This is a genomic window from Sphaerisporangium album (genome assembly GCF_003323745.1).
GTDB classification, from domain to species: domain Bacteria; phylum Actinomycetota; class Actinomycetes; order Streptosporangiales; family Streptosporangiaceae; genus Sphaerisporangium; species Sphaerisporangium album.
The window spans coordinates 241998-261845 of sequence record NZ_QOIL01000009.1 but is presented as its reverse complement, the minus strand read 5'-3'; the positions used below and the strand labels follow the sequence as shown (position 1 = coordinate 261845).

Below are 19848 nucleotides of genomic sequence, written 5' to 3'. Positions count from 1 at the left end.
CTGACCCCACAGTCTTCAGGGGTCTGGATGTGACCTGCGTCACTCCTGCTCGGCGGCGACCACGGCGAGCACCTGGAGGTGCTTGCGTGCGATTCGCTCCACCAAGCCCGGGTACGCGTAACCAGTGACTTCCATCGCGCCGTGGTGAGCCGCCTCGATGCAGCGGGCCACCGTCGCGGCGGGATGCACCCCGGCGAACTCGACCTTGAGCACGGTCTCGACCTGTGTGTAGGCGTCAATCTCGGGCCGCTGGTCCATAGCTCTCCCAGGTGCGCGTCCACGGCAGGAGATGCCGGGAACACAATGACATCGTCATCACTGTGTGTACCCACTGAAACACAGTATGTAACGAGACGTGTGTCAAGCAGAGGAAGACGAAGGAAAAGGAATCGGACGACTCCGATGACCCAAGGGCGCCTAGGGCCTCGAAAGCCCCAAGAGACCTAGACGACCCCGTACAGACGGTCGCCGGCGTCCCCCAGCCCGGGAACGATGTAGCCGTGCTCGTTCAGCCGCTCGTCCAGAGCGGCCGTCACCACGCGCACCGGGTTGCCGTAGTCGGCGAAGAGGCTCTCGACGTACGCCAGGCCCTCGGGCGCGGCGAGCAGGCAGATGGCCGTCACGTCGTCCGCTCCCCGGTCGAACAGCAGCTGGATCGCCGCGGCGAGGGTGCCGCCGGTCGCCAGCATGGGGTCGAGTACGAAGCACTGGCGGCCGGAAAGGTCCTCCGGCAAGCGCGTCGCGTACGTCTGCGCCTTGAGCGTGCCCTCGTCCCGGATCATGCCGATGAAGCCGACCTCGGCCGTCGGCAGCAGACGGGTCATCCCGTCGAGCATGCCGAGCCCCGCTCGCAGGATCGGCACCACCAGCGGCGCCGGGCGCGTCAGCCGCACGCCCTGGGCCGGGCCGACCGGGGTGGTGACCGTCGCGTCGGTGACCCGCACGTCCCGCGTCGCCTCGTAGGCCAGCAGGGTGACGAGTTCGTCCGCGAGACGACGGAACGTCGGGGAGTCCGTGCGCTCGTCGCGAAGCGTGGTCAGCTTGTGGGCGACGAGCGGGTGGTCGACGACGAGGGTCTTCATGGGTGCCAACGGTATCTCGTGGGGCCCGGTGAACGGTACGAGCGGGTCGGTACCGGCCATCGCACCCGAAGCAGGCCGTGGCCCCCCGTTTTTGATCACAATTTGCCCGACGGCCGTACGGGGGCCCAGGGATTCTGCGAGCATGGCCAACCGTAAGAACCGCGTCGGTGGGGTGAAGATGACAGACGTAGATGCTCTTGACTTCGCCATCGTGGTCTACCGCGAGGACGACCGCTGGGAAGCCGAGATGCTGCCCGTGGGCCTCACGGCCGACCTGCACGGTCTCATCCACGCGCTGCGCCAGCAGCCGAGCATGGGCGCCACGATTGGCCTCGTCGCCGTTGGGGATGACTTCTTCGTGGCATTACGGGTGTTCGGTGAGCGCGTCGACGTCTTCCTGTCCGACATCACGGCGGCATGGGACTGGCCCCTCGCCCAGCAGGTCCTCGAGTTCCTCGACGTCCCGGTGCCCGAGGAGGAGGATCTGGACATGGTCCTTCCCGCGGGAGATCTGTCGATCTTCGCCGATCTCGGGCTCGACGAGATGGAGCTCGGCGCTCTCTCCGGAGACCTCGAACTGCTGCCTGACGAGGTGCTTTCCAGCATCGCCGCGCGGCTCGGGTTCTCCCAGCCGTTTGAACGTGCCGTCGACTCAGCCATTGGCTGACCTCGGGAGCCGCGAACATGCCCTCGAGACCATCCCGCAGCTCACTGTTCGCCGCGGCCTTCGTCCGCCTGCCCGACGGGTGGAGCGGCTCCGAGGTCGATCTCGAGAGCGTCGAGATCGCCGACGACCTGGGTGACGCCGTCCAGGAGGCCCTGGGGCTGAGCGGCGACGAACTCGCCCTCCTCTGCGTCGAGGTGGAGGACGAGTGGTTCGCCCTCGTCCGCTACGAGGACGAGGCCGAGCCCCGCGCGTTCCTCTCCGACGCCCACGCCGCCGCGGGCGACCCCCTCGGGGAGCTCTTCAACGAGCTGGCCGGGGTGGTGGTGCCCGACAAGGACGCCGACGTCGGCGTCCGCCCGGCAGGGGACTTCGAACTGCTCCGCGACCTCGGGGTCAGCGCCGAGGAGCTGCTGGAGCTCAGCATGGAGGAAGGCGTGCTGCCCGCCGACACCCTGTCGGTGATCGCCGAGAAGCTCTCCTTCGCCGACGAGTTCGACCGCCTCCGCTAGCCCGGCGTCTCGTCACAACCGCCGGATCCCCTCCTTTCGCTCGCTCCGGCGCTTCACACGGCGCCAGGGGTCGGCGGGGGAGGCACGGCGAATCCGGGCCGCCGCCATACGGCGGGGCGCCCGGCGTACCTCCGTGGGCAGCCAACTGGTGCGGCGTTTCGACGCGGGGCGTGGTGGCGGCGGAGAATCACTTCTGTGAGCGTGCCATCCTTCGAGAAGCCCATGCGGCTCGCGCTGGCCGAGGCCGTCGAGGCGGGGCGGCGGGGCGAGGTGCCCGTCGGGGCCGTCGTCCTCGGGTCCGGGGGCGAGGTGCTGGCCGCCGCCGGCAACGACCGCGAGGCCGGCGCGGATCCCACGGCACACGCCGAGATCCTCGCGCTGCGCGCGGCGGCCCGGGCGCGCGGCGAGTGGCGCCTGTCCGGCTGCACTCTGGTCGTCACCCTGGAGCCGTGCACGATGTGCGCCGGGGCCGCGGTGCTCGCCCGGGTGGACCGCGTCGTCTACGGCGCCGTGGACGAGAAGGCGGGCGCGGCCGGTTCTCTCTGGGACGTCGTCCGCGACCGCCGGCTGAACCACCGCCCGGAGGTGATGCTCGGCGTGCTCGCCGACGAGTGCGCGTCCGTCCTCACGGACTTCTTCGCCGGCCGCCGTCGCTGAACACCCCTGGCCCCTGGCCACCGACGCGCGAGCAGTGTCCCGGATCCGGTAAGCTGCTCGGCGGTGGAGTCGCCTAGTGGCCGAGGGCGCACGCCTCGAAAGCGTGTGATGGGGCAACCCATCCGTGGGTTCAAATCCCACCTCCACCGCCACTAAATAGGGCCTCTGAGCTGCTAGAACTTGCTCGGAGGCCTTTCGTGTTCAAGATCATGACAGCACATTTACAGACATGATCTTTAACGCGGGTCCCTGTGGCGGTGGTGCCTACCCCTGATCAAAAGGGGTGCCAGACATGGCAGCATGGATCCGAAAGAGGATCAGTAACCGCACCGGCCGTACCACCTTCCGCGTCTGCTGGCGCGAGGGCGGAACACGCGACGGGCGCGAAGACGGCGAGACCTGCGACAGCGTCACCGTCGCCAGGAAGTTCAAGGCCAAGGTCGAGGCCGCGGGAGACCGGCGCCCCGAGGGCTACCCCCCGGGCTGCCGCGGGCTGATGCTCCAACCGGCCGAACCCGTCGAGCCGGCCGACACCGCGGCGGCGGTCACCCTGACCGCCGTCGTCTACGCCTACCTCGCCTGGCTCAGCAAGACCGGCAAGGCCAATTCCCGTCAGGTCGCCGGGTACCGGCGCCTGTACGACGCCCACGTCCGCGGCGCGATCGTCACCCTGGAGGACAAGACCCGCCTGGGCCCCCTCGGCGGGCTGTCCGTCACCGAGGTCGTCACCGAGGTCATCCAGGCGTGGGTGTTCTGGATGAGCGGGCGCACCTACCTGCGCAAGGGCGAGCGGATCCCCTACTCGCCCAAGACGATCTCCAACGTCCACGGCGGCGTCATCTCGCCCGCGCGGTCGTGGGCGGCCCGCCAGAAGACCATCCCGATCGAGGTCAACCCCTGCGTCGGGGTGATCCTGCCCGAGCGGCCGGGGCGGACGGTGACCCTGGAGCAGGTGCCCACAGGCCTGGAGATCGCCGACTGGATCGCCATCGCCTACCAGGTGTCCCAGCTCGCCGGCGACATCGTCACCCTGGCGATGGGCACCGGGCTGCGCTGGGGCGAGATGATCGCGCTGCGGCCGGTCGACATCGACCTGAGGCGCAAGCTGCTCACCGTCGCCCAGGTCGTCAAGGAAGACGAGCACCGGCGCAACTACCTCGCGCCGTACGCCAAGAGCGACGCCGGGCTGCGCACGATCCGGATCCCCGACAGCGTCGTGCTGATGCTCAAGCGCCGGATGAAGGACGCGCCGGCCAAGGGCCTGATCTTCACCGGCGCCCGCGGCGGGATCCTGAACTCCTCCGGCTGGCACCAGACCCACTGGTCCAAGGTCGTGGAGAAGGCACGCGAACGCCAGATCGAGACGGCCGCGACCCCGCACAAGTTCCGCCACGCGCACGCGCTGAGCCTCCTGGCGGAGAACGTCTCGCTGGACACCGTGTCCAAGCGGCTCGGCCACGAGTCGATCGTGATCACCGCCGACGTGTACGGCCACCTGTCGCCCGAGGCCGACCGCCAGGCCGCCGACGTCATCGACACCGTGATGGCCGCCCCCCGCGACCCTGACCCGGCGCCCGCGACCCCGGCCCTCGGGCTGGCCGTGCCCGCGGACGTCCTGGCGCTGGCCGAGGTCTACAGCAGGCTGTCGCCCGAGGCCGCCCGGCACGCGGCCGAGGTCATCGGCGCCCTGATGGCCACAGGCCCGGAGATCGTGCAGCGTCCATGGCTCGGCCGCGGCGAGCAGGACGGGGTCGGTGATGTCGGGGTGGGCCAGCGGCCGGGTGAGGTCGGTGAACAGTTCCTCGGCCCGCCGGTAGGACAGGCGGGCCCGCCCGGTGACGGGGTCGAGGTCTGCGGCGGCCAGGGCGACGCGGGCTTTGCGTTCGGTGAGGAACACCGGCCCCTTCTTGCGCCCGTTCAGCAGCTTGGGCAACAGGCGGGCTGTGCCGGTCTGCCAGACGATGACATCCACCGCCGAGCCCTTGCGGGTGACCTTGGCGCGCCGGTTCTTCAGATCCAGGTCCTGGGACGTCCAGGGCGAGGACTTCGCTGGAGCGGGCGGCGGATTCGTACAGCATCCGCCACAGTGTCTTCTCCCGGATCGGCACCTCCATGTCGAACAGCGCCTCGATCTCGGAGATCGACATTGCCCGGGTCCGGTCGGGGGCGCGGCCGCGTCGCCGGAGCAGGCGGGTCGGGTCGGCCGACAGCCATCCGGCCTGGTCCTGCCAGAAGGCGACCGCCGAGCGGAGCGCGTCCAGGTGCCGGTTGAACGTCGCGGCCGCCCTGTCGTTCCACTGATCGCCGAACCAGGTGGTGAGGCGGTCGACGTTGGCCTCGCGGTCGAACTCGGCGACGGCGAACGGCGACGGCTTGCCGGTCGCGGGGTCGGCGGGTGCGAATTCGGCGGCCAGGGCCCGGAGGGTGGAGCGGTAGGCGCGGCGCGTCTGGTGCTGTTCGGGACCGGCGAGGGTGGCGAGGTAGGCGGCGACCGCGGCGAGCAAGGTGGGTGATCCGCTGCGGTCGAGGCGAGCCAGTTCGCCCATGATCCGCCCCCTCAGTTCTATCGCAGATAAGCAGTGCGAACCGACCCCGGATCGGGGTGGTGTTTCGCCTGCTCGCGTTGGCCGATATCGCAGATAATTAATTATTACACGCGATAAATCGAACCACGACCGGGTGACCTTCTCTTCTCCGGTACTCCGCGCTACCTGCGGTAGCCACTTTTTTGTGGGTACTTGTCGGCGGGCCGGGAGCGGCCTGAAGCTTGGTCGTGGGCGGTTGCGGAGGGCCGTCAGATCCAGATGAGACGGGGAGGTTCGCGGTGTATCAGGAGACCGATTGGGCCTCGGCCAGCGTCTCCAGACGGCGGTGGCCCCAGTCGGAAAGAGGCGCCAGCGCTTCTGAGAGTTCGTGGCCGAACGCGGTCAGGGAGTACACGGTCTTCAGTGGCCGAACATCGTGCACCTCCCGGTGGACCAGTCCGTCGACCTCCATCTCCCGGAGCGTCTGAGTCAGCACCTTCTCGGTGAGGCCCGGCAGTCGCCGACGCAGCTCGCCGGGGCGGCGCGGACCGGATTCCAGGAGCCAGAGCAAAATTGTCTTCCATTTGCCGTCGATCACGGCGATCGCGGCGGTCACTCCGCAGACATTCGGGTCCTGGGCACGGCTGCGCGTCATCTTCATCCCATTCATCACCGTTTGCTATTTCTTATTGAGGAGTTGAGGCATGACCTCGCACACCGAACAGTCTGCCGTCACCGTGCTCGGCCTGGGGCCGATGGGCCGGGCCCTGACCGGCGCCTTCCTGGATGCTGGCATGCGGACCACGGTCTGGAACCGGACGCCGGGCAAGGATCGTGAGTTGGTCGAGCGGGGCGCGGTCGGTGCCCGATCGCCCGAAGCGGCGGTCGCCGCAAGCAGGTTGACTGTGGTCTGCGTGGTGAACTACGACGCGGTGGACGCCATTGTCCGGCGCGGTGCGGTCACCGACGCGCTCAAGGGGCGCACGGTCGTGAATTTGACCGCCGACACCCCCGACCGGGCCCGGGACACCGAGGCCTGGGCGGCCGAGCAAGGCATCGGGTACCTGGACGGTGCGATCATGACGCCGACCACGACCATCGGAACACCGGCCGCGGTGTTCCTCCACAGCGGCCCCGAAGAGCTTTACCGCCAGCACCGGCTGGCGCTGGACGCGCTGGGTGGCACCCACACCCACCTCGGTGAGGAAATCGGGCGGGCGGCCGCTTACGACATCGCCTTGCTCGACATCTTCTGGACCGCGATGGCGGGCTATGCGCACGCACTGGCCGTGGCGAGGGCTGAGGGGGTCAGCGCGCGGGAGCTGGCACCGTTCGCCAAGGGCATCGGCGCGATTCTCCCACCGATCTTCGAGCAGTCCGCGGAGGAAGTGGACAGCGGCAGCTTCTCCGGCGAGGGCAACCCGATCACCTCGGCGGTATCGTCCATGGCCCACATAGTCCACACCTCCGAGGCCCATGGCATCGATGCGGGCGTGATGCGTGCGGCCGAAGGCCTGGCGCGCCGCGCCATCGGACGGGGTCACGGCACAGACGGGTTCCTCCGGATCACCGAGATCCTGAACCCTCGGTGAGGAGGTCTTCCTGCAGCTCAGAAGGATCACAGAAAGATCGAACGCGGCGCACGGGGCGTTGGGGAGAACGTCCTTGAAGCCATAGCCGGAGCCTTGCGGATCGACCCCTCGGTACTCCTGGAAGACCGCGAGCGGGCGCGATCTCAGCTCCAGCAGGCCATCCCCGCCCTCTCGGCCGCTATCGCCACCTACGACATCCCCGACGACGGTCCCGTCCGTCCCATGCAGGAACTTCGTGCCATGGTCGACGATGCTGTCGGCTGGCGCCTTGCGGCCCAATACGTGCAGATCATTCGTCATCTGCCAGACCTGCTCGCCGAGCTGTTCCGGGCCTTCCATTCCGCTCCGCCCGGAAACCGACAGGAGATGGCCCGACTTGTTGTCTCGGCCTGCCGATCGGCCGACGCCGTCGCGTACAAGATCGGTTCCTATGACCTCTCAGCACGCCTGGTGGACCTCATCCGCTGGGCCGCACCCCACGCTCAAGACGAGGTCCTGGACGCGACCGTCGCCTACGTCCGAACGGAGACCTTCTTCGCCGCCCAGGCCCATGCCGCCGGCCTACGCGCCCTTGAACGAGCCATCGATGTCGCACCCCGAACTGACCAGGTGGAGGCGTTGGCAAGCCGCGGCGCACTCCACATGCGGGCTGCCGTCATCGCAGGTCGGGCGTTGAACGCGACCGCCTCAGAAACGCACCTCGCCGAAGCCCGAAGGCTAGGCGATCAGATCCTCGAAGGCGTATACGACGGCACAGCGTTCGGACCTTCGTCGGTACGAATCCACGAGGTCTCCGTCGCCGTCAGCCTCGGCAGCGACCACGTGACCCGAGCACTGGACGTCGCTCGCAAATGGGCACCGCCGCACGATCTCCCTGCCGAGCGCCGTTCCGGGTTCTACATCGAACTCGGGCGCGCCCAACTGTGGGCTGGCCTTCCCGATGACGCCTTCGAATCCCTCAAGGTCGCCCGAAAGATTGCCCCTCAGCACACACGCGATCATCGGTGGGTTCGGGAAGACGCAGCTACGCTGCGCAGGCTGAAGCGAGCCGATGCCGAGTCCTTGACCAACTTCGCGGAATGGTGCAACGCAACCTGATGCGGTAACCCAGCTAACCCACGTTGGGTCACTTGTTCTGCGGGCGGTGACACACCATCTGACTGTCCAAGAGGCACAAGCAGATGGGAAAGGCATGGCAGGGGTAACGCCGCCGTCGGCGCCGATACCGGCAGGAGATCATCTCAGCATCGCCCGCCTGCACGGCCTGGCCTGCCTCCGCTGCGGTGCTGTCACGCAGCGCCTGCACTCCGCTGGTCATGTGCAAGTGCACGGCCGACTGTGGCCGGTGTTCTCCTGCACCGGATGCCGACGCTTCGGCGATGAGGGCTGAACTCCCCACCTTGAGCCAACCACCTGCGGCGTTTCGCCGAGCTACGGGACGCGGTGACCCGTGCGTCGTGCCCGGCACGGCCGCCGGTCGACGTCATGGCCGAGCTCGAACGCGAGCACCCCGACCTGCCGTCGCTGACCTGGTACCTGGAAGGTCCAGGGGTACGCGCGGTGCCGGTCCCGCAGGACCTCGCCCGGCAGGTCCAGATCATCGAGCAGTGGGCCGACACCCTGAGCATCCCGGTCGAGCTGTGCAACGGTCGCGCGTGGTTCGCCCTCACCCGGGACGGCGTGCTGGTGCGCATCTCGACCTCGGTGTAGGGCGGCCTACCTCGGGTGGCTGAGCGCCGGGCGGCCGGGCCGGGATCGATTTCGGATGGTCGTGACGCCGGACGGGCGGCGCGTCGAGCTCGACCGGGAGAGGGGCTCCCGGTAGCCTCCCGCCCCGTCGCCCTCCGGGTAGCGGGGCGTCGCCATTTCTGGCCCGCTCGGCTCCTTGATGCTCCGCCGAGGTCGCGCGGTACGGGCCGATCCTACGAAGCGCCCCCGGCACGACGACGGCGCCCCGCCCTCCCAGGAGGGGATGCGGGGCGCCGTTTGCGATCTACAGCCCTACTCCACGTCCATCTCGGCGAGCCCCTCAGACAGGCCCGGCAGGTGGATCGTGGTCACCAGTTGCAGTAGCCGTCCGCCACCAGCGATACGTACCGGCTGTCGGCGGTCACCCAGCCCGCGGCCGCGATCGGGTTGACGATCTGGGCGCTGTACCGGCCGTTGGCCACGCCGAAGCTCTTGAACACCGAGCCGTTGGACAGGCTGTACGGAGGGCTGGTCGCGGTCCCGGTGGAGGAGGCGAACCATCGCACGTCCTGCGCCGTGACGACCCTGCAGTTCCAGTTGGCGGCACTGGCCGGCGGGGCGGTGGCTAACAGCCCGCCCACCAGCGTTGTTCCCAGGAGTAACAGCCCGGCCTTCCGGCGTGTGGATGCGGTCCGCATGGCGACCCTCTCTTCTTGTTCTTTCTGTCCCGGACTTCACCGCCATCCGACCGGGGTGTGCGCCCCGCCGACGGCGTAGACGCCCTTTCCCCGATCAAGGCCGGATATCACGGACGTGTCCAGATATGGACAGCCCTGCGCCTGCGGGGCGGAGCGGGGTCCCTCCGTAGTGCCGCCAGGCGTTTGGCCGTCCGTTGACCTGGGGTTTCCTACCCTCTCGCCCGTGGGAACGCGTTGGGTCGGTACGGGCGGCATCGAGGTGGAGCACATCGTGCTGCCCGTGCGTCGCCTCTCTCAAGATCATCGGTGCTGCAAATTGGCAGCACATTTCGTCTACCCTCGTGCTGTCCTGTCTCCCTACGTCTACCCTCGTTCGCCCCTGAGCTGCTACGGTGCGAATCACAGCAGCTTGCAGCGGTAGGGATGGCGGGTTCAAATCCCACCTCCACCGCCAGGCCGTCCAGGCAGCACACAGAAGCCCGTTCCATCGCGGAACGGGCTTTCCTGTTGCCGGGCCTCGTGCCGGACATCTCCGGTACGGGGGGCACCTGCCTCGCACCCGCCCTAATGTCCGCTAGTGGCTATATGTCATAGAAAGGCTGGGCGTACTCGAATTTGCCCCGTATTTCCGGTGTGTACGTGGTCAGCGTGCGCGTCTGGAAGTGGGAGGCCCATTCCGGGACCGGTGGGGTGATCCCGTACTCCGCGGCCGGGCGGAAGCCGAACCGCGGGTAGTAGTCCGTGTGGCCCAGCAGGACGACGAGCGGCTCTCCGAGGGCGTCCGCGGCGCCGAGCACGGCGTGCATGAGGGCGTGGCCGACGCCCTGGCGCTGGAACGCGGGCACCACCCCGAGCGGGCCCAGACCCAGCGCGGGGATGGCGCCCACGGCCGCGCGGGTGCACACCACGTGGCCGGCGATCGTGCCGTCGGGGGCCGTGGCCACCAGCGACAGCTCCGGTATCCAGGCGTCGCACGCCCGCAGCGCGTCTACCAGGCCCGCCTCCACGGCGACCTGGCCGGACGTGGCCCCGGAGGCGAACGCGGCGGCGTGCACCTCTCGGATGCGGGGGATGTCGGCGGGGAGCTCGCGGCGTATCAGCATCCGCTCAGGCTTTCCGGACCGGCGGCACCCGTCAACCGATTAACGCCTCCCCGGCGGCACGTCCGGTACGGCCCAGAACCGCTCGGAACGCTCGAACCAAGGCTTTGCCTCTTATGGGCAGGTCGCAGAATTTCGCCCAGTTAGCGTGAGGTTCGTAGTTTTCGGGGCGTTTTGGGCTATCCCAAGTAAGCCAATTCGACGCTCCGTCCGCCCGGCGATCGCTCGGGTTCTTCAGACCGTCTCGACAACGGAGTGATCTTCTTATGCTCAGACAAGCACTTGCCGCCGGTTTCCTGGTGGCCTCCGCGCTCGTCGTCCCGAGCGCGCTCGCGGTGCACTCCGCCGCCGCGGCCACCGCTCCCACGTCCGTGGTCGCGGCTCCGAGCGCGGACCCGCTGACGACCTGCAAGGGCAAGCGTTGCTCTTCCAAGCGCGGCCATCACAAGAAGAAGCGTGCCTCCGGGCACCACACGAAGAAGCACGCCAAGCACAAGAAGCACGCCATGAGCCACCACAAGAAGAAGCACCACGCCAAGCGCCAGACCAGGCGGCACTAGCCGTCGGCGCGCCGGCCCGTCCGCGAGAGGTGAGCCGTCTCGTGGCCGCCTCTCCGTCGCCCCGGGAGGGACCTTCCTCGCGGGGCGACCTTTGTGGCTCCGGGCCCCGGCGGCGGCGCGTCCCGGCGGCGGCGCGGCTAACGGCCTGGGGCGCCTCCGCCGTCCTCCGCGCGGCCGCACAGGGACCGCTCGTTGATCATCAGGTCGTTGACCAGGCACAGCGCCGCGGCCAGGGCACCGCCCACCAGCCCGCCCGCCACCTCGCCGTACTCGACCCGGAACGGCCCGCCGTCGCCCGGGACGTGGCCCGCCCCGGGCACCCCCACGAGGGCGGCCATGGCGTGCGCCTTGGCGCGAGGCACCGCCAGCGTGATCGACCCGCGGTCCACAGGGTCGAGCCGTACGCCCTCACCGCCGAAGAGCAGCCCGTGCAGCACGTCCCCGGCCTCCCGCAGGAGCGCTTCGGCCTTCGGGGAGCGGTGGGCGGGCGAGATCAGCGCTCCGCCCCTCGGCGGAGCATCGAGAAGGTAGCCCTCCGCCTCCAGCACCTCGCGGCGCAGCGCCCGGTACCGCGCGGTGTAGCCGGGCAGGGACGCCGGGTCGAGGCCGAGGCGCCGGATCCGCGCCGCGCGCCCGCCTTCGTCGCCCACACCGGCCACCCAGTCGTCGCACGTCCGCGCGTCCGCGCGGCCCGCCTCCGCGTGCGGATCGTCCTGTACCCGGACGGGCCCCGGGACGTCCTCACCGATGGGGACACGCGGCGCGTACGCGCCCTCGCCCGCCTCGGGGCCCCGCGGCACCTGCCGGGGGATCGCGTAGGACACCTCGCCGGATGGCAGGACCAGCGCCATCAACTGGTCGACCAGCCACTCGGTGGACTGCTCCCCCAGGCGGCGCCGCACCCGTTCGCGCAGCTCGGCGGCGAGCTCCTCCCGGAGCTGCGCCACGATCTGTGTGACATCTCGCATTCGATAACCGCCCGACGCGTGCGTTCCCGCGGCCTGTAGCCGTGTCGCCCCTGCGACGGTCCGCAGCTTAGGAACACCGCGGGCGGCGGGCGGCGCGTACGGGAAGTGTTTTACCTAAGACCTCGGCGGCTCGGCCTCCTGGACGGCCTCGGGGCCGCCCGGGGTCTCGGAGGCGTCGACGTCGAGCACGCGGGCGTGCAGGACCGACCGCTGGTGGAGCGCCGCCCGCAACGCCCGGTGCAGGCCGTCTTCGAGGTAGTACTCGCCCTGCCACTGCACGACGTGGGGAAAAAGGTCGCCGTAGAACGTGGAGTCCTTGGCGAGCAGGGAGTGCAGGTCCAGCACCGCCTTGGTGGTGATCAAGGAATCGAGCCTGACCTGCCGGGGCGGGATGCGCGCCCACTCGCGATGGGAAAGGCCGTGCTCGGGGTACGGACGTCTGTCACCGACTGACTTGAAGATCACCCTATTGAGTTTAAGAGAGTTTTCATGCGCCGCCTGCTTCAGTGTCCTGGTGCTGATGTGCGGAAGCGCTTAGATGCCGCCGGAGAAGGTGTCGCACCGACCCGGTTCACCGGACTTGTAGCCGGTGCTGAACCACTTGGTGCGCTGGGCCGCCGTCCCGTGGGTGAAGGCTTCGGGATCCACCCGGCCCTGGGCCTTCTCCTGGATCCTGTCGTCCCCGACGGCCGCCGCGGCGTCGAGCGCCTCCTTGATGTCGGTGTCGGTGAAGGGCTTCTCGTAGAAGCCGGTGTCCACGGCGTTCTTCGCCCAGACGCCCGCGTAGCAGTCCGCCTGGAGCTCCAGCCGCACGGACGCGCTCTCGGGGCCCTGGCTGTCGCCGCGGACCTGTTCCATGGTGCCCAGCAGGTCCTGCACGTGGTGGCCGTACTCGTGGGCGATCACGTACGCCTGCGCGAACGGGCCGCCGCTGGCGCCGAACTTGCTCTGCAGCTCGTCGAAGAACGTCAGGTCCAGGTAGACGTGCTTGTCGCTCGGGCAGTAGAACGGCCCGACCTGCGAGGTCGCCTGCCCGCAGCCCGTGTCCACGGCCTGGGAGAACAGCACGGTGCGGGCCCCGGTGTAGGCGCCCTTGCCCGACTGGTCGAAGGCGCCCTTCCAGTACGCCTGGATGCTGTTGACCACGCCGACGACTCGGCAGTCCTCCGACTGGTCGGCGTCCGAGCCCTTCTTGCACTGGCCGGAGAGATCGGAGGACGGCTGTGCGGCCGTGTCCCCGCCGCCGCCCCCTCCGGTGACGTCACCCGGATTGATCCCGAATATGAGTGCGACGATCAGGGCGATGACGCCCGCCGCGCCCCCGCCGATGGCGAGCCCGCCACCGCGGAATCCACCGCCGCCTCCACGGTTCTCGACCTGGGAGGCATCTAGGTCGACATCGTCCCGGAAGTCCATCGGCTGCTTCTCTTTTCTTCTGTTTTCAGGGGTCTTATCCGACCCTGCTAGTTCCCCTGAGTAAAACGATCATGCATGACGGGGGTGAATGGCCAGATGGAGCCACCTCTCCGTTGAATGCGCACGGCCAGAAACGTCCCCACGGAGGCCTATTCACGGGGGCGTTCGTTCAAGGCCGGCACCGCCGCGTGCCAACGCTCGGCCGGGATCGGCCCAACCGGGGCGCGGTATCCGAGAGCGCCGCTGAAGTGCTGATTACTGTGGCGCACAGCCTGATCACCGGTGGTGGACGGAGGTGACCGTGAGCACGCCCAGCGACGTGCCACCGCCCGCGTACTTCTACCGGAGCGTGCCGGTCATGCCGACGGGCGCGTGGCTGCGCGCCAAGCTCGTCACCCAGGGCCCGTACGCGGCCGGCCTCGTCGTCGCCCTCGCCGCCGGCTTCGGGCTGGCCCTAGGCCTCGGCTCCTCGTGCCCGCCGGCCGCGCCGCCTCACCCGCACTCGGCCAGGGACGGCGGCCCGTCACCGCCCTCGTTGCTGCGCCGCCACTCCATTCCGGTGTTCCTCCAGGCGCCCGCCCACCTGACGCCGTCCGAACCGGAACCCCGGCACGCCCGCAAGGCCCACTCCGCGAAGCACCGAAAAGCTCACAAGCGCACAAACCACTCGCACTCCTGACGTCGTACCGTGGAAGGGCCGGTCGGGAACGGAAGGCGGGGAGTTGTCGGGCGCGGAGGATCACGAGGCGGTCGTGCGCGCGGCGCGGGCGGGGGACGAACAGGCCTTCGCGGCGCTCGTCGAGCGTCATCGCGGCGAGCTGCTGGTCCACTGCTACCGGATGCTCGGCTCCCTGGAGGAGTCCGAGGATCTGGTCCAGGAGACGTTCCTGCGCGCCTGGAAGAACCTCGGCGCGTTCGAGGGACGATCGACCGTCCGGGCCTGGCTGTACCGTATCGCGACCAACGCCTGCCTCGACGCCCTCGACGGCCGGGCACGGCGCGTGCTGCCGCACCACGTCACGGCGCCCTCGGACCTCAGCGCCGGTCGGCCGCCCCGTACCGACATCGCCTGGCTGCAACCGTTCCCGGACCTCCGGGAGCCCGCCGCGCCCAGCGAGGCGCGGCCCGACATGGCGGTGGTCGCCCGCGAGACGATCGAGCTGGCGTTCCTGGCCGCGATCCAGCATCTGCCGCCCCGCCAGCGCGCCGTGCTGATCATGCGCGACGTGCTCGGCTGGCCCGCCCGGCAGACCGCGGACCTGCTGGAGGGCAGCCTGGCCTCGGTCAACAGCGCGCTCCAGCGGGCCCGCGCCACGCTCAGGGAGCACCTGCCCGCGCGCCGGGACGACTGGGCGCCGTCCACGCGGCCCACCGAGCAGGAGCGGGCGGTGCTGCGGCGCTACATGGACGCGGTCGAGCGCGCCGACCTCGCCGCGATGGCCGGCCTGCTGGCCGAGGACGCCCGCGCGACGATGCCGCCGTACCCGATGTGGTTCCAGGGGCGCGAGGCCGTCATCGCCTCCCTGGCGGCGAGCTGGGACCCCGGCGCGCCGGGGTACGTGGGCCGGTTCCGCATGCTGCCCACCTCGGCGAACCGGCAGCCGGCGGCGGGGGCCTACGTGCGCGGTCCCGGCGAGGACGAGTACCGGGCGTTCGCCATCGGAGTGCTGCGCGTCGAGGGCGGTCGCGTCGCGGAGATCACGGCCTTCCACGACCCCGCCCTGTTCGCCGCCTTCGACCTGCCCGCCGCGCTCGCCCCCTGACCGGCCCGCGCCGGACCCGGCGCCAGGCCGCCGCTTACTTTTCGCGCGGCCCGCCGTCTCAACTGGGGTCAACCGAATACCGACCCTCGACGGAGGTTGGATCATGGCCAAGATGCTGTACTCGGCCACAATGTCCCTGGACGGCTTCATCGCCGGAGCCGGCGGCGACATGTCCTGGCTCACCGAACACCTCGGGCCCAACCCGCTGGTGGACGAGCTCATCGGCGACATCGGCGCCCTGCTCGTCGGCAACCGCACCTTCCGCGGCGACGACCCGCACAAGGGGAGGCCCGGAGAGGGCAAGCCGTTCGGCGGGGGATGGGACGGGCCGCAGTTCGTCCTCACCCACCACGCGCCGGACACGCCGATCCCGGGCGTCACGTTCGTCGGCGACGTCCATACCGCCGTCAAGGCGGCCAAGGACGCCGCGGGCGACAAGTACGTCAACGTCCTCGGCGCCGAAACCGCCCGCCAGTGCCTGGAGGCCGGCCTGCTCGACGAGATCCTCGTGCTGATCGCGCCCGTGCTGCTCGGCGACGGCGTCCGCCTCTTCGACCACCCGGGGGGCACGAAGGTCAAACTCGAACGCCTCAGCCTCAGCGGCGTCCCGACGGCGACGAACCTCTGGTTCCGCGTCGTCGGCTGAGCCCGCCGCGCGCACCCCACGGCCGGAGAGCAGGCCGGCGACATTGCCGCGATCCTGCGCTGAGCCATGCCTTTTCGTGACGGCCGCCAACATTCGCGCCGTCCGGGTGGTCGAAGAGGGATGAGTACGGCGGCGAGAGGAGCCGCCGACGACCACAGGGGGCGCGGATGACGAAGAGCCGGATCATGATCAGTGCGGGGGCCGCCATGGCGGTCGCGGTGTACGGGCTCGGCGCCGGCACCGCGAACGCCGCGGCGGGCATCCCCAAGGGGTTCCTGATCTACGAGCGCGGTGACCGCCCCGAGCCGGTGGTCGCCCCGGACGGCCCGCCGAGGTGGCACGTCACGAACCAGGCCCGCGGCATCCTCTGGGTGAACCCGTGCCAGGACGCCCGGCTGGGGACGAAGGACCGGGTCTCGGTACGGCGAACCTGGCTGGAGGCGCCGGCCGCGGCCCAGATCGAGGAGGTCACCCGCTACCGGACCGTCAGGGCGGCCAAGAAGGCGATGAAGGACCTGCGGTCCGCGCTGCGGCGTTGCGCCCGCCTGGCCGACAGCGCCGGGGACGGCCGTGACGCGGTGTGGACGGGCACTCCTGCTCGGATCGGGGCCGAGGCGCTGCACGTGGCCATGCAGTACTACCAGGGGACGAAGCCGACGATCCACGGGCAGCGCGCCGTGGTCGCCCGCAAGGGCGGCGTCGTCTTTCTCTACGCCCACACCGACGAGGCGTCCGGCGCGCCCCGCCCTGCCGACTTCCGCCGGCACGCGGCCGACGCGGCGCGGATGGCCCGGCTCGTCTGCACCCTCGACGACGTCTGCCCCTGACCCCGCCGCCCGCCGGTCACGAACTCGGCCCCTCCCGGTCCGAACCCACGGGCTGGACTGAGACCGAGTGCGAACGCACGAAGGGCCCCGGCTGGATCGGTCCGGGGCCCTTCGTGTTCTTGCTGCTCAACCAAGCGCGGAGGATAGGAGATTCGAACTCCTGAGGGGTTGCCCCCAACACGCTTTCCAAGCGTGCGCCCTAGGCCAACTAGGCGAATCCTCCGCCGAGAAGCTTACCGGACTTCGCGGGGCGCGCGGACCACGGTGGGAGCCACGAATCGGTCTCGGTATGCCGGGCGCGGGACGTCTCGCGGGCCGGGCGGGGGAGTCTTGGCGGGCTGAGGGGGAGTCTCGGTGGGTTGAGCGGGGTCACTCGACGGCAGGGCGGGGGAATCGGTCTCCGTGATCTCGTCTTGGGGCCACGAGCACTGCCGGGCACGGTTAGACTGTGACAGGACCCCTCGCGCGGCGTCATCCTGTGAACCTCCCCAGGGCCGGAAGGCAGCAAGGATAAGCGGGCTCTGGCGGGTGTGCGAGGGGTCTCTTCGCTGGGGACCGGGGTGATGTCGTCACGTGAGCGAGCCGATGGCCCGCGTGAGGCGTCCCGGGGTCTCCACTTCGCACTCCGACCCCCTAGGCGAGGAGACGGCATGAGTCTCGCCCTCTACCGCAAATACCGGCCTGGGACGTTCGCCGAGGTCAAGGGTCAGGAACACGTCACTGAGCCGCTGAGGCAGGCGCTGCGCACGGGGCGCATCAACCATGCCTACCTGTTCAGTGGGCCACGGGGGTGCGGCAAGACCTCCAGCGCGCGCATCCTCGCCCGCTCGCTGAACTGCGAGAAGGGGCCGACGCCCGACCCGTGCGGCGTCTGTGAGTCCTGCGTGGCGCTCGGGCCCGCCGGGCCTGGCCACCTCGACGTCATCGAGATCGACGCCGCGTCCCACGGTGGCGTGGACGACGCCCGTGACCTGCGCGAGCGGGCGTTCTTCGCGCCGGTGTCCGCGCGGTTCAAGATCTACATCATCGACGAGGCGCACATGGTGACCCGCGAGGGTTTCAACGCGCTGCTCAAGCTCGTCGAGGAGCCTCCGCCGCACCTGAAGTTCGTCTTCGCGACCACCGAGCCCGAAAAGGTCATCGGCACCATCAAGTCGCGAACCCACCACTACCCGTTCCGGCTCATGCCGCCGGCGACGCTGCGGCAGCTCATGGAGGAGATCCTCGAGTCGGAGTCGGTGCCGTACGAGCCCGCCGCGCTGCCGCTGGTGGTGCGCGCCGGCGCCGGCTCGGCCCGTGACTCGCTGTCGATCCTCGACCAGCTGCTGGCGGGCGCCGACGACGCCGGCATCACCTATGCCCGCGCCGTCTCGCTCCTCGGGTACACCGACTCCGATCTTCTGGACGAGATCGTCGCGGCCTTCGCCCGGCGTGACGGCGCCGCGGTGTTCTCGGCGGTCAACCGCGTGATCGAGGGGGGCCACGATCCTCGCCGGTTCGCGACGGACCTGCTCGAACGGTTCCGTGACCTGGTCGTGCTCGCCAACGTTCCCGAGGCGGGGGCCAGCGGCCTGCTCGACCGCCCGGCCGACGAGCTGGAGCGGCTGGCCGGGCAGGCGGCCTCGATGGGCCCGGCCGAGCTGACCCGCGCCGCCGAGGTGTTCAACGCCGGGCTGACCGAGATGCGCGGCGCGACGTCTCCCCGGCTCCTGCTCGAGCTCATGTGCGCCCGCGTGCTGCTGCCCGCCGCCGAGCAGGGCGAGGCCGCGATGCTGGCCCGCCTGGAGCGCCTGGAGCGCGGCGGGGTGGTGGCCGCCGTGCCTTCGTCCGCTCCCGGCCTCGTACCTTCGGGGCCGCGCCTCGTGCCCACCGCGGAGCCCTCGCAGCCACCGAGGGCCGAGGCCGCGGCGCAGGCGCCCGCCTCGCGGCCCGAGTCCGTCCAGCAGCCCGCGCAGGCCGAGAGCCGACCGGCCGCCGCCCGTCCCGCCGACGACTGGCCCGCCCCGTCCAGGCCGGGCGCGCCGCAGCGCGGGCCCGAGCCCGCCTCTCCCCCGCCGGCGCAGGTCGCTGCTCCGGGAGGCGCCTTCCAGCAGGCCTGGCCGCAGGTCCTGGACGTGCTCAAGCGGCGCTCGCTCGCCGTCTGGGCGAACGTCAGCACGAACTCGCAGCTCGTCGGGGTCGAGGGCAACATCGTCACGCTCGGCTTCCACCAGGTCGGCGCGATGCGCAACTTCGTCGGCGGCACCAAGGACACCGTGGTGGCGGCGGCCATCGCCGAGGTCCTGGGCGGCACCTGGAAGGTCGAGGCCGTCGTCGGCAACTCCCCCCCGGCCGCGGCGCCGCCCGCGCGCCAGGCTCCGGCCGCGCGTCCCTCGCCGTCCCGTCCGGAGAACAACGCGCCGCCGTCCCCGCCGCAGGCTCCCCGCGCGCAGGTCCAGAGCGCGCCCGCGCGGCGGCAGCCGAGTGGTCCACAGGCGCCGTCGTCCCACTCGGACGACCCCTGGCCGGACGCGCCGCCTCCGGACGACGACGGGCCGCCACCCGGCCGCGGACCGGCGCCGGTCAGCACGGGGCTGGCCGCGGCGCGTTCGGCGGCGCACGCGGCGGCCCAGGCGGGTCCCCGGCAGTCCGGCTGGCCGGAGACGGTGCCCGGCCGTTCGAGTCCGTCGCCCTCGGAGGCCGACGAGGTCGATCCGGACAACGACGCCGACGCCGACGCGGGCTCGCTGTCGGGCATGGCGCTGGTCCAGCGTGAGCTCGGCGGCCAGATCATCGGCGAGATCGACCACGCCTAGTCACCGTCCACGCGCGTTCATCGGTGACCCGCCGTACGGCGGCGCCGGATTCGCCGTACCACTTCCCGCCCCGGCGCCGGATGAGAAGGACCGCGGTGAGCGGGCGATCACGAGTGGACACCGCACCTGGTCGTGACGGGGGCTGCCGCGCGCGTCGGGTGACGGTGTTGCCCGGGTTTTTGCCGGTGTAGGGGTCGTGGTGGGCGGGAGGGGGCCGGGTGATCTTGGGTGGGCATCGCACCTGGTCGTGGCGGGCGCTGCCGCGGGCGTCGGGCGATGGTGTTGCCCGGTTCTTTGCCGGTGTTGGGAGTTTCCTGACCGAATCAGGGATGACCTGGGTAGCGGTCAGGGCGG

Annotated in this window: 21 protein-coding genes, 2 tRNA genes and 1 other RNA gene; 15 read left to right on the top strand and 9 right to left on the bottom strand. The window is 70.4% G+C overall.

What is annotated here, in order from left to right; translation table 11 throughout:
• Positions 1 to 39: 39 nt before the first annotated feature.
• Positions 40 to 258: a three-helix bundle dimerization domain-containing protein gene (locus DQ384_RS18115; RefSeq protein ID WP_114030003.1), complete on the bottom strand. Its 219-nt coding sequence runs from the start codon at positions 256 to 258 to the stop codon at positions 40 to 42.
• Between the two features lie 185 nt (positions 259 to 443).
• A complete protein-coding gene (upp, locus tag DQ384_RS18110) occupies positions 444 to 1082 on the bottom strand; it encodes a uracil phosphoribosyltransferase (protein WP_114030002.1) in 639 nt (212 codons plus the stop codon).
• Positions 1083 to 1260: 178 nt separating this feature from the next.
• Here upp and DQ384_RS18105 point away from each other — a divergent pair, with 178 nt between their 5' ends.
• The 5 genes from DQ384_RS18105 to DQ384_RS18085 all read left to right on the top strand — a co-directional run bounded on the left by DQ384_RS18105 (position 1261) and on the right by DQ384_RS18085 (position 5187).
• On the top strand, positions 1261 to 1749 hold the full coding sequence (locus DQ384_RS18105; protein ID WP_114030085.1) for a tRNA adenosine deaminase-associated protein: 489 nt from the start codon (positions 1261 to 1263) through the stop codon (positions 1747 to 1749).
• 17 nt (positions 1750 to 1766) lie between these two features.
• The gene (locus DQ384_RS18100) at positions 1767 to 2258 is read left to right on the top strand and encodes a tRNA adenosine deaminase-associated protein (RefSeq protein ID WP_114030001.1); all 492 of its coding nucleotides are present in this window, start codon (positions 1767 to 1769) and stop codon (positions 2256 to 2258) included.
• Between the two features lie 222 nt (positions 2259 to 2480).
• Positions 2481 to 2915 carry a tRNA adenosine(34) deaminase TadA gene (tadA, locus tag DQ384_RS18095; RefSeq protein WP_114030084.1) on the top strand — a complete coding sequence of 145 codons (435 nt, stop codon included), beginning with the start codon at positions 2481 to 2483 and terminating at the stop codon, positions 2913 to 2915.
• A gap of 62 nt (positions 2916 to 2977) precedes the next feature.
• Positions 2978 to 3067 (top strand) — tRNA-Ser (locus tag DQ384_RS18090).
• Positions 3068 to 3207: 140 nt separating this feature from the next.
• A complete protein-coding gene (locus DQ384_RS18085) occupies positions 3208 to 5187 on the top strand; it encodes a tyrosine-type recombinase/integrase (RefSeq protein WP_114030000.1) in 1980 nt (659 codons plus the stop codon).
• Positions 5188 to 5744: 557 nt separating this feature from the next.
• On the opposite strand, the gene DQ384_RS18080 is transcribed toward DQ384_RS18085, so the two are convergent.
• A complete protein-coding gene (locus DQ384_RS18080; protein WP_425451463.1) occupies positions 5745 to 6101 on the bottom strand; it encodes a winged helix-turn-helix transcriptional regulator in 357 nt (118 codons plus the stop codon).
• A gap of 43 nt (positions 6102 to 6144) precedes the next feature.
• Between DQ384_RS18080 and DQ384_RS18075 the strand changes: the two genes are divergently transcribed.
• From DQ384_RS18075 to DQ384_RS18060, 3 genes are all read left to right on the top strand, one after another.
• Positions 6145 to 7032, top strand: a complete 888-nt coding sequence (locus DQ384_RS18075; RefSeq protein ID WP_114029999.1) for an NAD(P)-dependent oxidoreductase — start codon at positions 6145 to 6147, stop codon at positions 7030 to 7032.
• Positions 7033 to 7125: 93 nt separating this feature from the next.
• Positions 7126 to 8130 (top strand): transcriptional regulator, encoded by a 1005-nt coding sequence (locus DQ384_RS18070; RefSeq protein WP_245966572.1) that lies wholly within the window; start codon positions 7126 to 7128, stop codon positions 8128 to 8130.
• A gap of 387 nt (positions 8131 to 8517) precedes the next feature.
• Positions 8518 to 8742 carry a hypothetical protein gene (locus DQ384_RS18060; RefSeq protein WP_114029996.1) on the top strand — a complete coding sequence of 75 codons (225 nt, stop codon included), beginning with the start codon at positions 8518 to 8520 and terminating at the stop codon, positions 8740 to 8742.
• Between the two features lie 347 nt (positions 8743 to 9089).
• On the opposite strand, the gene DQ384_RS18055 is transcribed toward DQ384_RS18060, so the two are convergent.
• Together DQ384_RS18055 and DQ384_RS18050 are read right to left on the bottom strand one after the other, a co-directional pair.
• Positions 9090 to 9362 carry a hypothetical protein gene (locus DQ384_RS18055; RefSeq protein ID WP_114029995.1) on the bottom strand — a complete coding sequence of 91 codons (273 nt, stop codon included), beginning with the start codon at positions 9360 to 9362 and terminating at the stop codon, positions 9090 to 9092.
• A gap of 638 nt (positions 9363 to 10000) precedes the next feature.
• Positions 10001 to 10522 carry a GNAT family N-acetyltransferase gene (locus DQ384_RS18050; RefSeq protein ID WP_114029994.1) on the bottom strand — a complete coding sequence of 174 codons (522 nt, stop codon included), beginning with the start codon at positions 10520 to 10522 and terminating at the stop codon, positions 10001 to 10003.
• A gap of 263 nt (positions 10523 to 10785) precedes the next feature.
• Here DQ384_RS18050 and DQ384_RS18045 point away from each other — a divergent pair, with 263 nt between their 5' ends.
• Positions 10786 to 11079, top strand: coding sequence for a hypothetical protein (locus DQ384_RS18045; protein ID WP_114029993.1), 294 nt, complete (start codon positions 10786 to 10788; stop codon positions 11077 to 11079).
• A gap of 137 nt (positions 11080 to 11216) precedes the next feature.
• Here DQ384_RS18045 and DQ384_RS18040 read toward each other — a convergent pair whose 3' ends face one another.
• The 3 genes from DQ384_RS18040 to ypfJ form a co-directional block, all read right to left on the bottom strand.
• Positions 11217 to 12047, bottom strand: coding sequence for a hypothetical protein (locus DQ384_RS18040; RefSeq protein ID WP_114029992.1), 831 nt, complete (start codon positions 12045 to 12047; stop codon positions 11217 to 11219).
• Between the two features lie 114 nt (positions 12048 to 12161).
• Positions 12162 to 12512, bottom strand: a complete 351-nt coding sequence (locus DQ384_RS18035) for a type II toxin-antitoxin system VapB family antitoxin (RefSeq protein ID WP_114029991.1) — start codon at positions 12510 to 12512, stop codon at positions 12162 to 12164.
• 69 nt (positions 12513 to 12581) lie between these two features.
• Positions 12582 to 13463, bottom strand: a complete 882-nt coding sequence (gene ypfJ, locus DQ384_RS18030; protein ID WP_114029990.1) for a KPN_02809 family neutral zinc metallopeptidase — start codon at positions 13461 to 13463, stop codon at positions 12582 to 12584.
• 301 nt (positions 13464 to 13764) lie between these two features.
• Between ypfJ and DQ384_RS18025 the strand changes: the two genes are divergently transcribed.
• From DQ384_RS18025 to DQ384_RS41305, 4 genes are all read left to right on the top strand, one after another.
• On the top strand, positions 13765 to 14142 hold the full coding sequence (locus tag DQ384_RS18025) for a hypothetical protein (RefSeq protein WP_147268817.1): 378 nt from the start codon (positions 13765 to 13767) through the stop codon (positions 14140 to 14142).
• Between the two features lie 43 nt (positions 14143 to 14185).
• The gene (locus DQ384_RS18020) at positions 14186 to 15226 is read left to right on the top strand and encodes a sigma-70 family RNA polymerase sigma factor (protein ID WP_181871274.1); all 1041 of its coding nucleotides are present in this window, start codon (positions 14186 to 14188) and stop codon (positions 15224 to 15226) included.
• A 103-nt stretch (positions 15227 to 15329) separates the two neighbouring features.
• Positions 15330 to 15872 (top strand): dihydrofolate reductase family protein, encoded by a 543-nt coding sequence (locus tag DQ384_RS18015; RefSeq protein ID WP_114029988.1) that lies wholly within the window; start codon positions 15330 to 15332, stop codon positions 15870 to 15872.
• A 167-nt stretch (positions 15873 to 16039) separates the two neighbouring features.
• Positions 16040 to 16699 carry a hypothetical protein gene (locus tag DQ384_RS41305; protein ID WP_181871273.1) on the top strand — a complete coding sequence of 220 codons (660 nt, stop codon included), beginning with the start codon at positions 16040 to 16042 and terminating at the stop codon, positions 16697 to 16699.
• 137 nt (positions 16700 to 16836) lie between these two features.
• On the opposite strand, the gene DQ384_RS18005 is transcribed toward DQ384_RS41305, so the two are convergent.
• A tRNA-Ser gene (locus DQ384_RS18005) sits at positions 16837 to 16922 on the bottom strand.
• A 229-nt stretch (positions 16923 to 17151) separates the two neighbouring features.
• On the opposite strand from DQ384_RS18005, the gene ffs reads away from it, so the two are divergent.
• Both ffs and DQ384_RS17995 read left to right on the top strand, forming a co-directional pair.
• Positions 17152 to 17247: signal recognition particle sRNA small type (gene ffs / locus DQ384_RS18000), an RNA gene on the top strand.
• Positions 17248 to 17349: 102 nt separating this feature from the next.
• Entirely contained in the window at positions 17350 to 19494 is a 2145-nt protein-coding gene (locus DQ384_RS17995; RefSeq protein ID WP_114029987.1) for a DNA polymerase III subunit gamma and tau, read from the top strand.
• Positions 19495 to 19848: the final 354 nt, after the last annotated feature.

What these genes read in the sequence shown, in the direction of transcription:
- DQ384_RS18115 (WP_114030003.1), bottom strand. Translation starts at nt 258, where the DNA reads ATGGACCAGCGGCCCGAGATTGACGCCTACACACAGGTCGAGACCGTG.
- upp (WP_114030002.1), bottom strand. Translation starts at nt 1,082, where the DNA reads ATGAAGACCCTCGTCGTCGACCACCCGCTCGTCGCCCACAAGCTGACC.
- DQ384_RS18105 (WP_114030085.1), top strand. Translation starts at nt 1,261, where the DNA reads ATGACAGACGTAGATGCTCTTGACTTCGCCATCGTGGTCTACCGCGAG.
- DQ384_RS18100 (WP_114030001.1), top strand. Translation starts at nt 1,767, where the DNA reads ATGCCCTCGAGACCATCCCGCAGCTCACTGTTCGCCGCGGCCTTCGTC.
- tadA (WP_114030084.1), top strand. Translation starts at nt 2,481, where the DNA reads ATGCGGCTCGCGCTGGCCGAGGCCGTCGAGGCGGGGCGGCGGGGCGAG.
- DQ384_RS18085 (WP_114030000.1), top strand. Translation starts at nt 3,208, where the DNA reads ATGGCAGCATGGATCCGAAAGAGGATCAGTAACCGCACCGGCCGTACC.
- DQ384_RS18080 (WP_425451463.1), bottom strand. Translation starts at nt 6,101, where the DNA reads ATGAAGATGACGCGCAGCCGTGCCCAGGACCCGAATGTCTGCGGAGTG.
- DQ384_RS18075 (WP_114029999.1), top strand. Translation starts at nt 6,145, where the DNA reads ATGACCTCGCACACCGAACAGTCTGCCGTCACCGTGCTCGGCCTGGGG.
- DQ384_RS18060 (WP_114029996.1), top strand. Translation starts at nt 8,518, where the DNA reads ATGGCCGAGCTCGAACGCGAGCACCCCGACCTGCCGTCGCTGACCTGG.
- DQ384_RS18050 (WP_114029994.1), bottom strand. Translation starts at nt 10,522, where the DNA reads ATGCTGATACGCCGCGAGCTCCCCGCCGACATCCCCCGCATCCGAGAG.
- DQ384_RS18045 (WP_114029993.1), top strand. Translation starts at nt 10,786, where the DNA reads ATGCTCAGACAAGCACTTGCCGCCGGTTTCCTGGTGGCCTCCGCGCTC.
- DQ384_RS18040 (WP_114029992.1), bottom strand. Translation starts at nt 12,047, where the DNA reads ATGCGAGATGTCACACAGATCGTGGCGCAGCTCCGGGAGGAGCTCGCC.
- ypfJ (WP_114029990.1), bottom strand. Translation starts at nt 13,463, where the DNA reads ATGGACTTCCGGGACGATGTCGACCTAGATGCCTCCCAGGTCGAGAAC.
- DQ384_RS18015 (WP_114029988.1), top strand. Translation starts at nt 15,330, where the DNA reads ATGGCCAAGATGCTGTACTCGGCCACAATGTCCCTGGACGGCTTCATC.
- DQ384_RS41305 (WP_181871273.1), top strand. Translation starts at nt 16,040, where the DNA reads ATGACGAAGAGCCGGATCATGATCAGTGCGGGGGCCGCCATGGCGGTC.
- DQ384_RS17995 (WP_114029987.1), top strand. Translation starts at nt 17,350, where the DNA reads ATGAGTCTCGCCCTCTACCGCAAATACCGGCCTGGGACGTTCGCCGAG.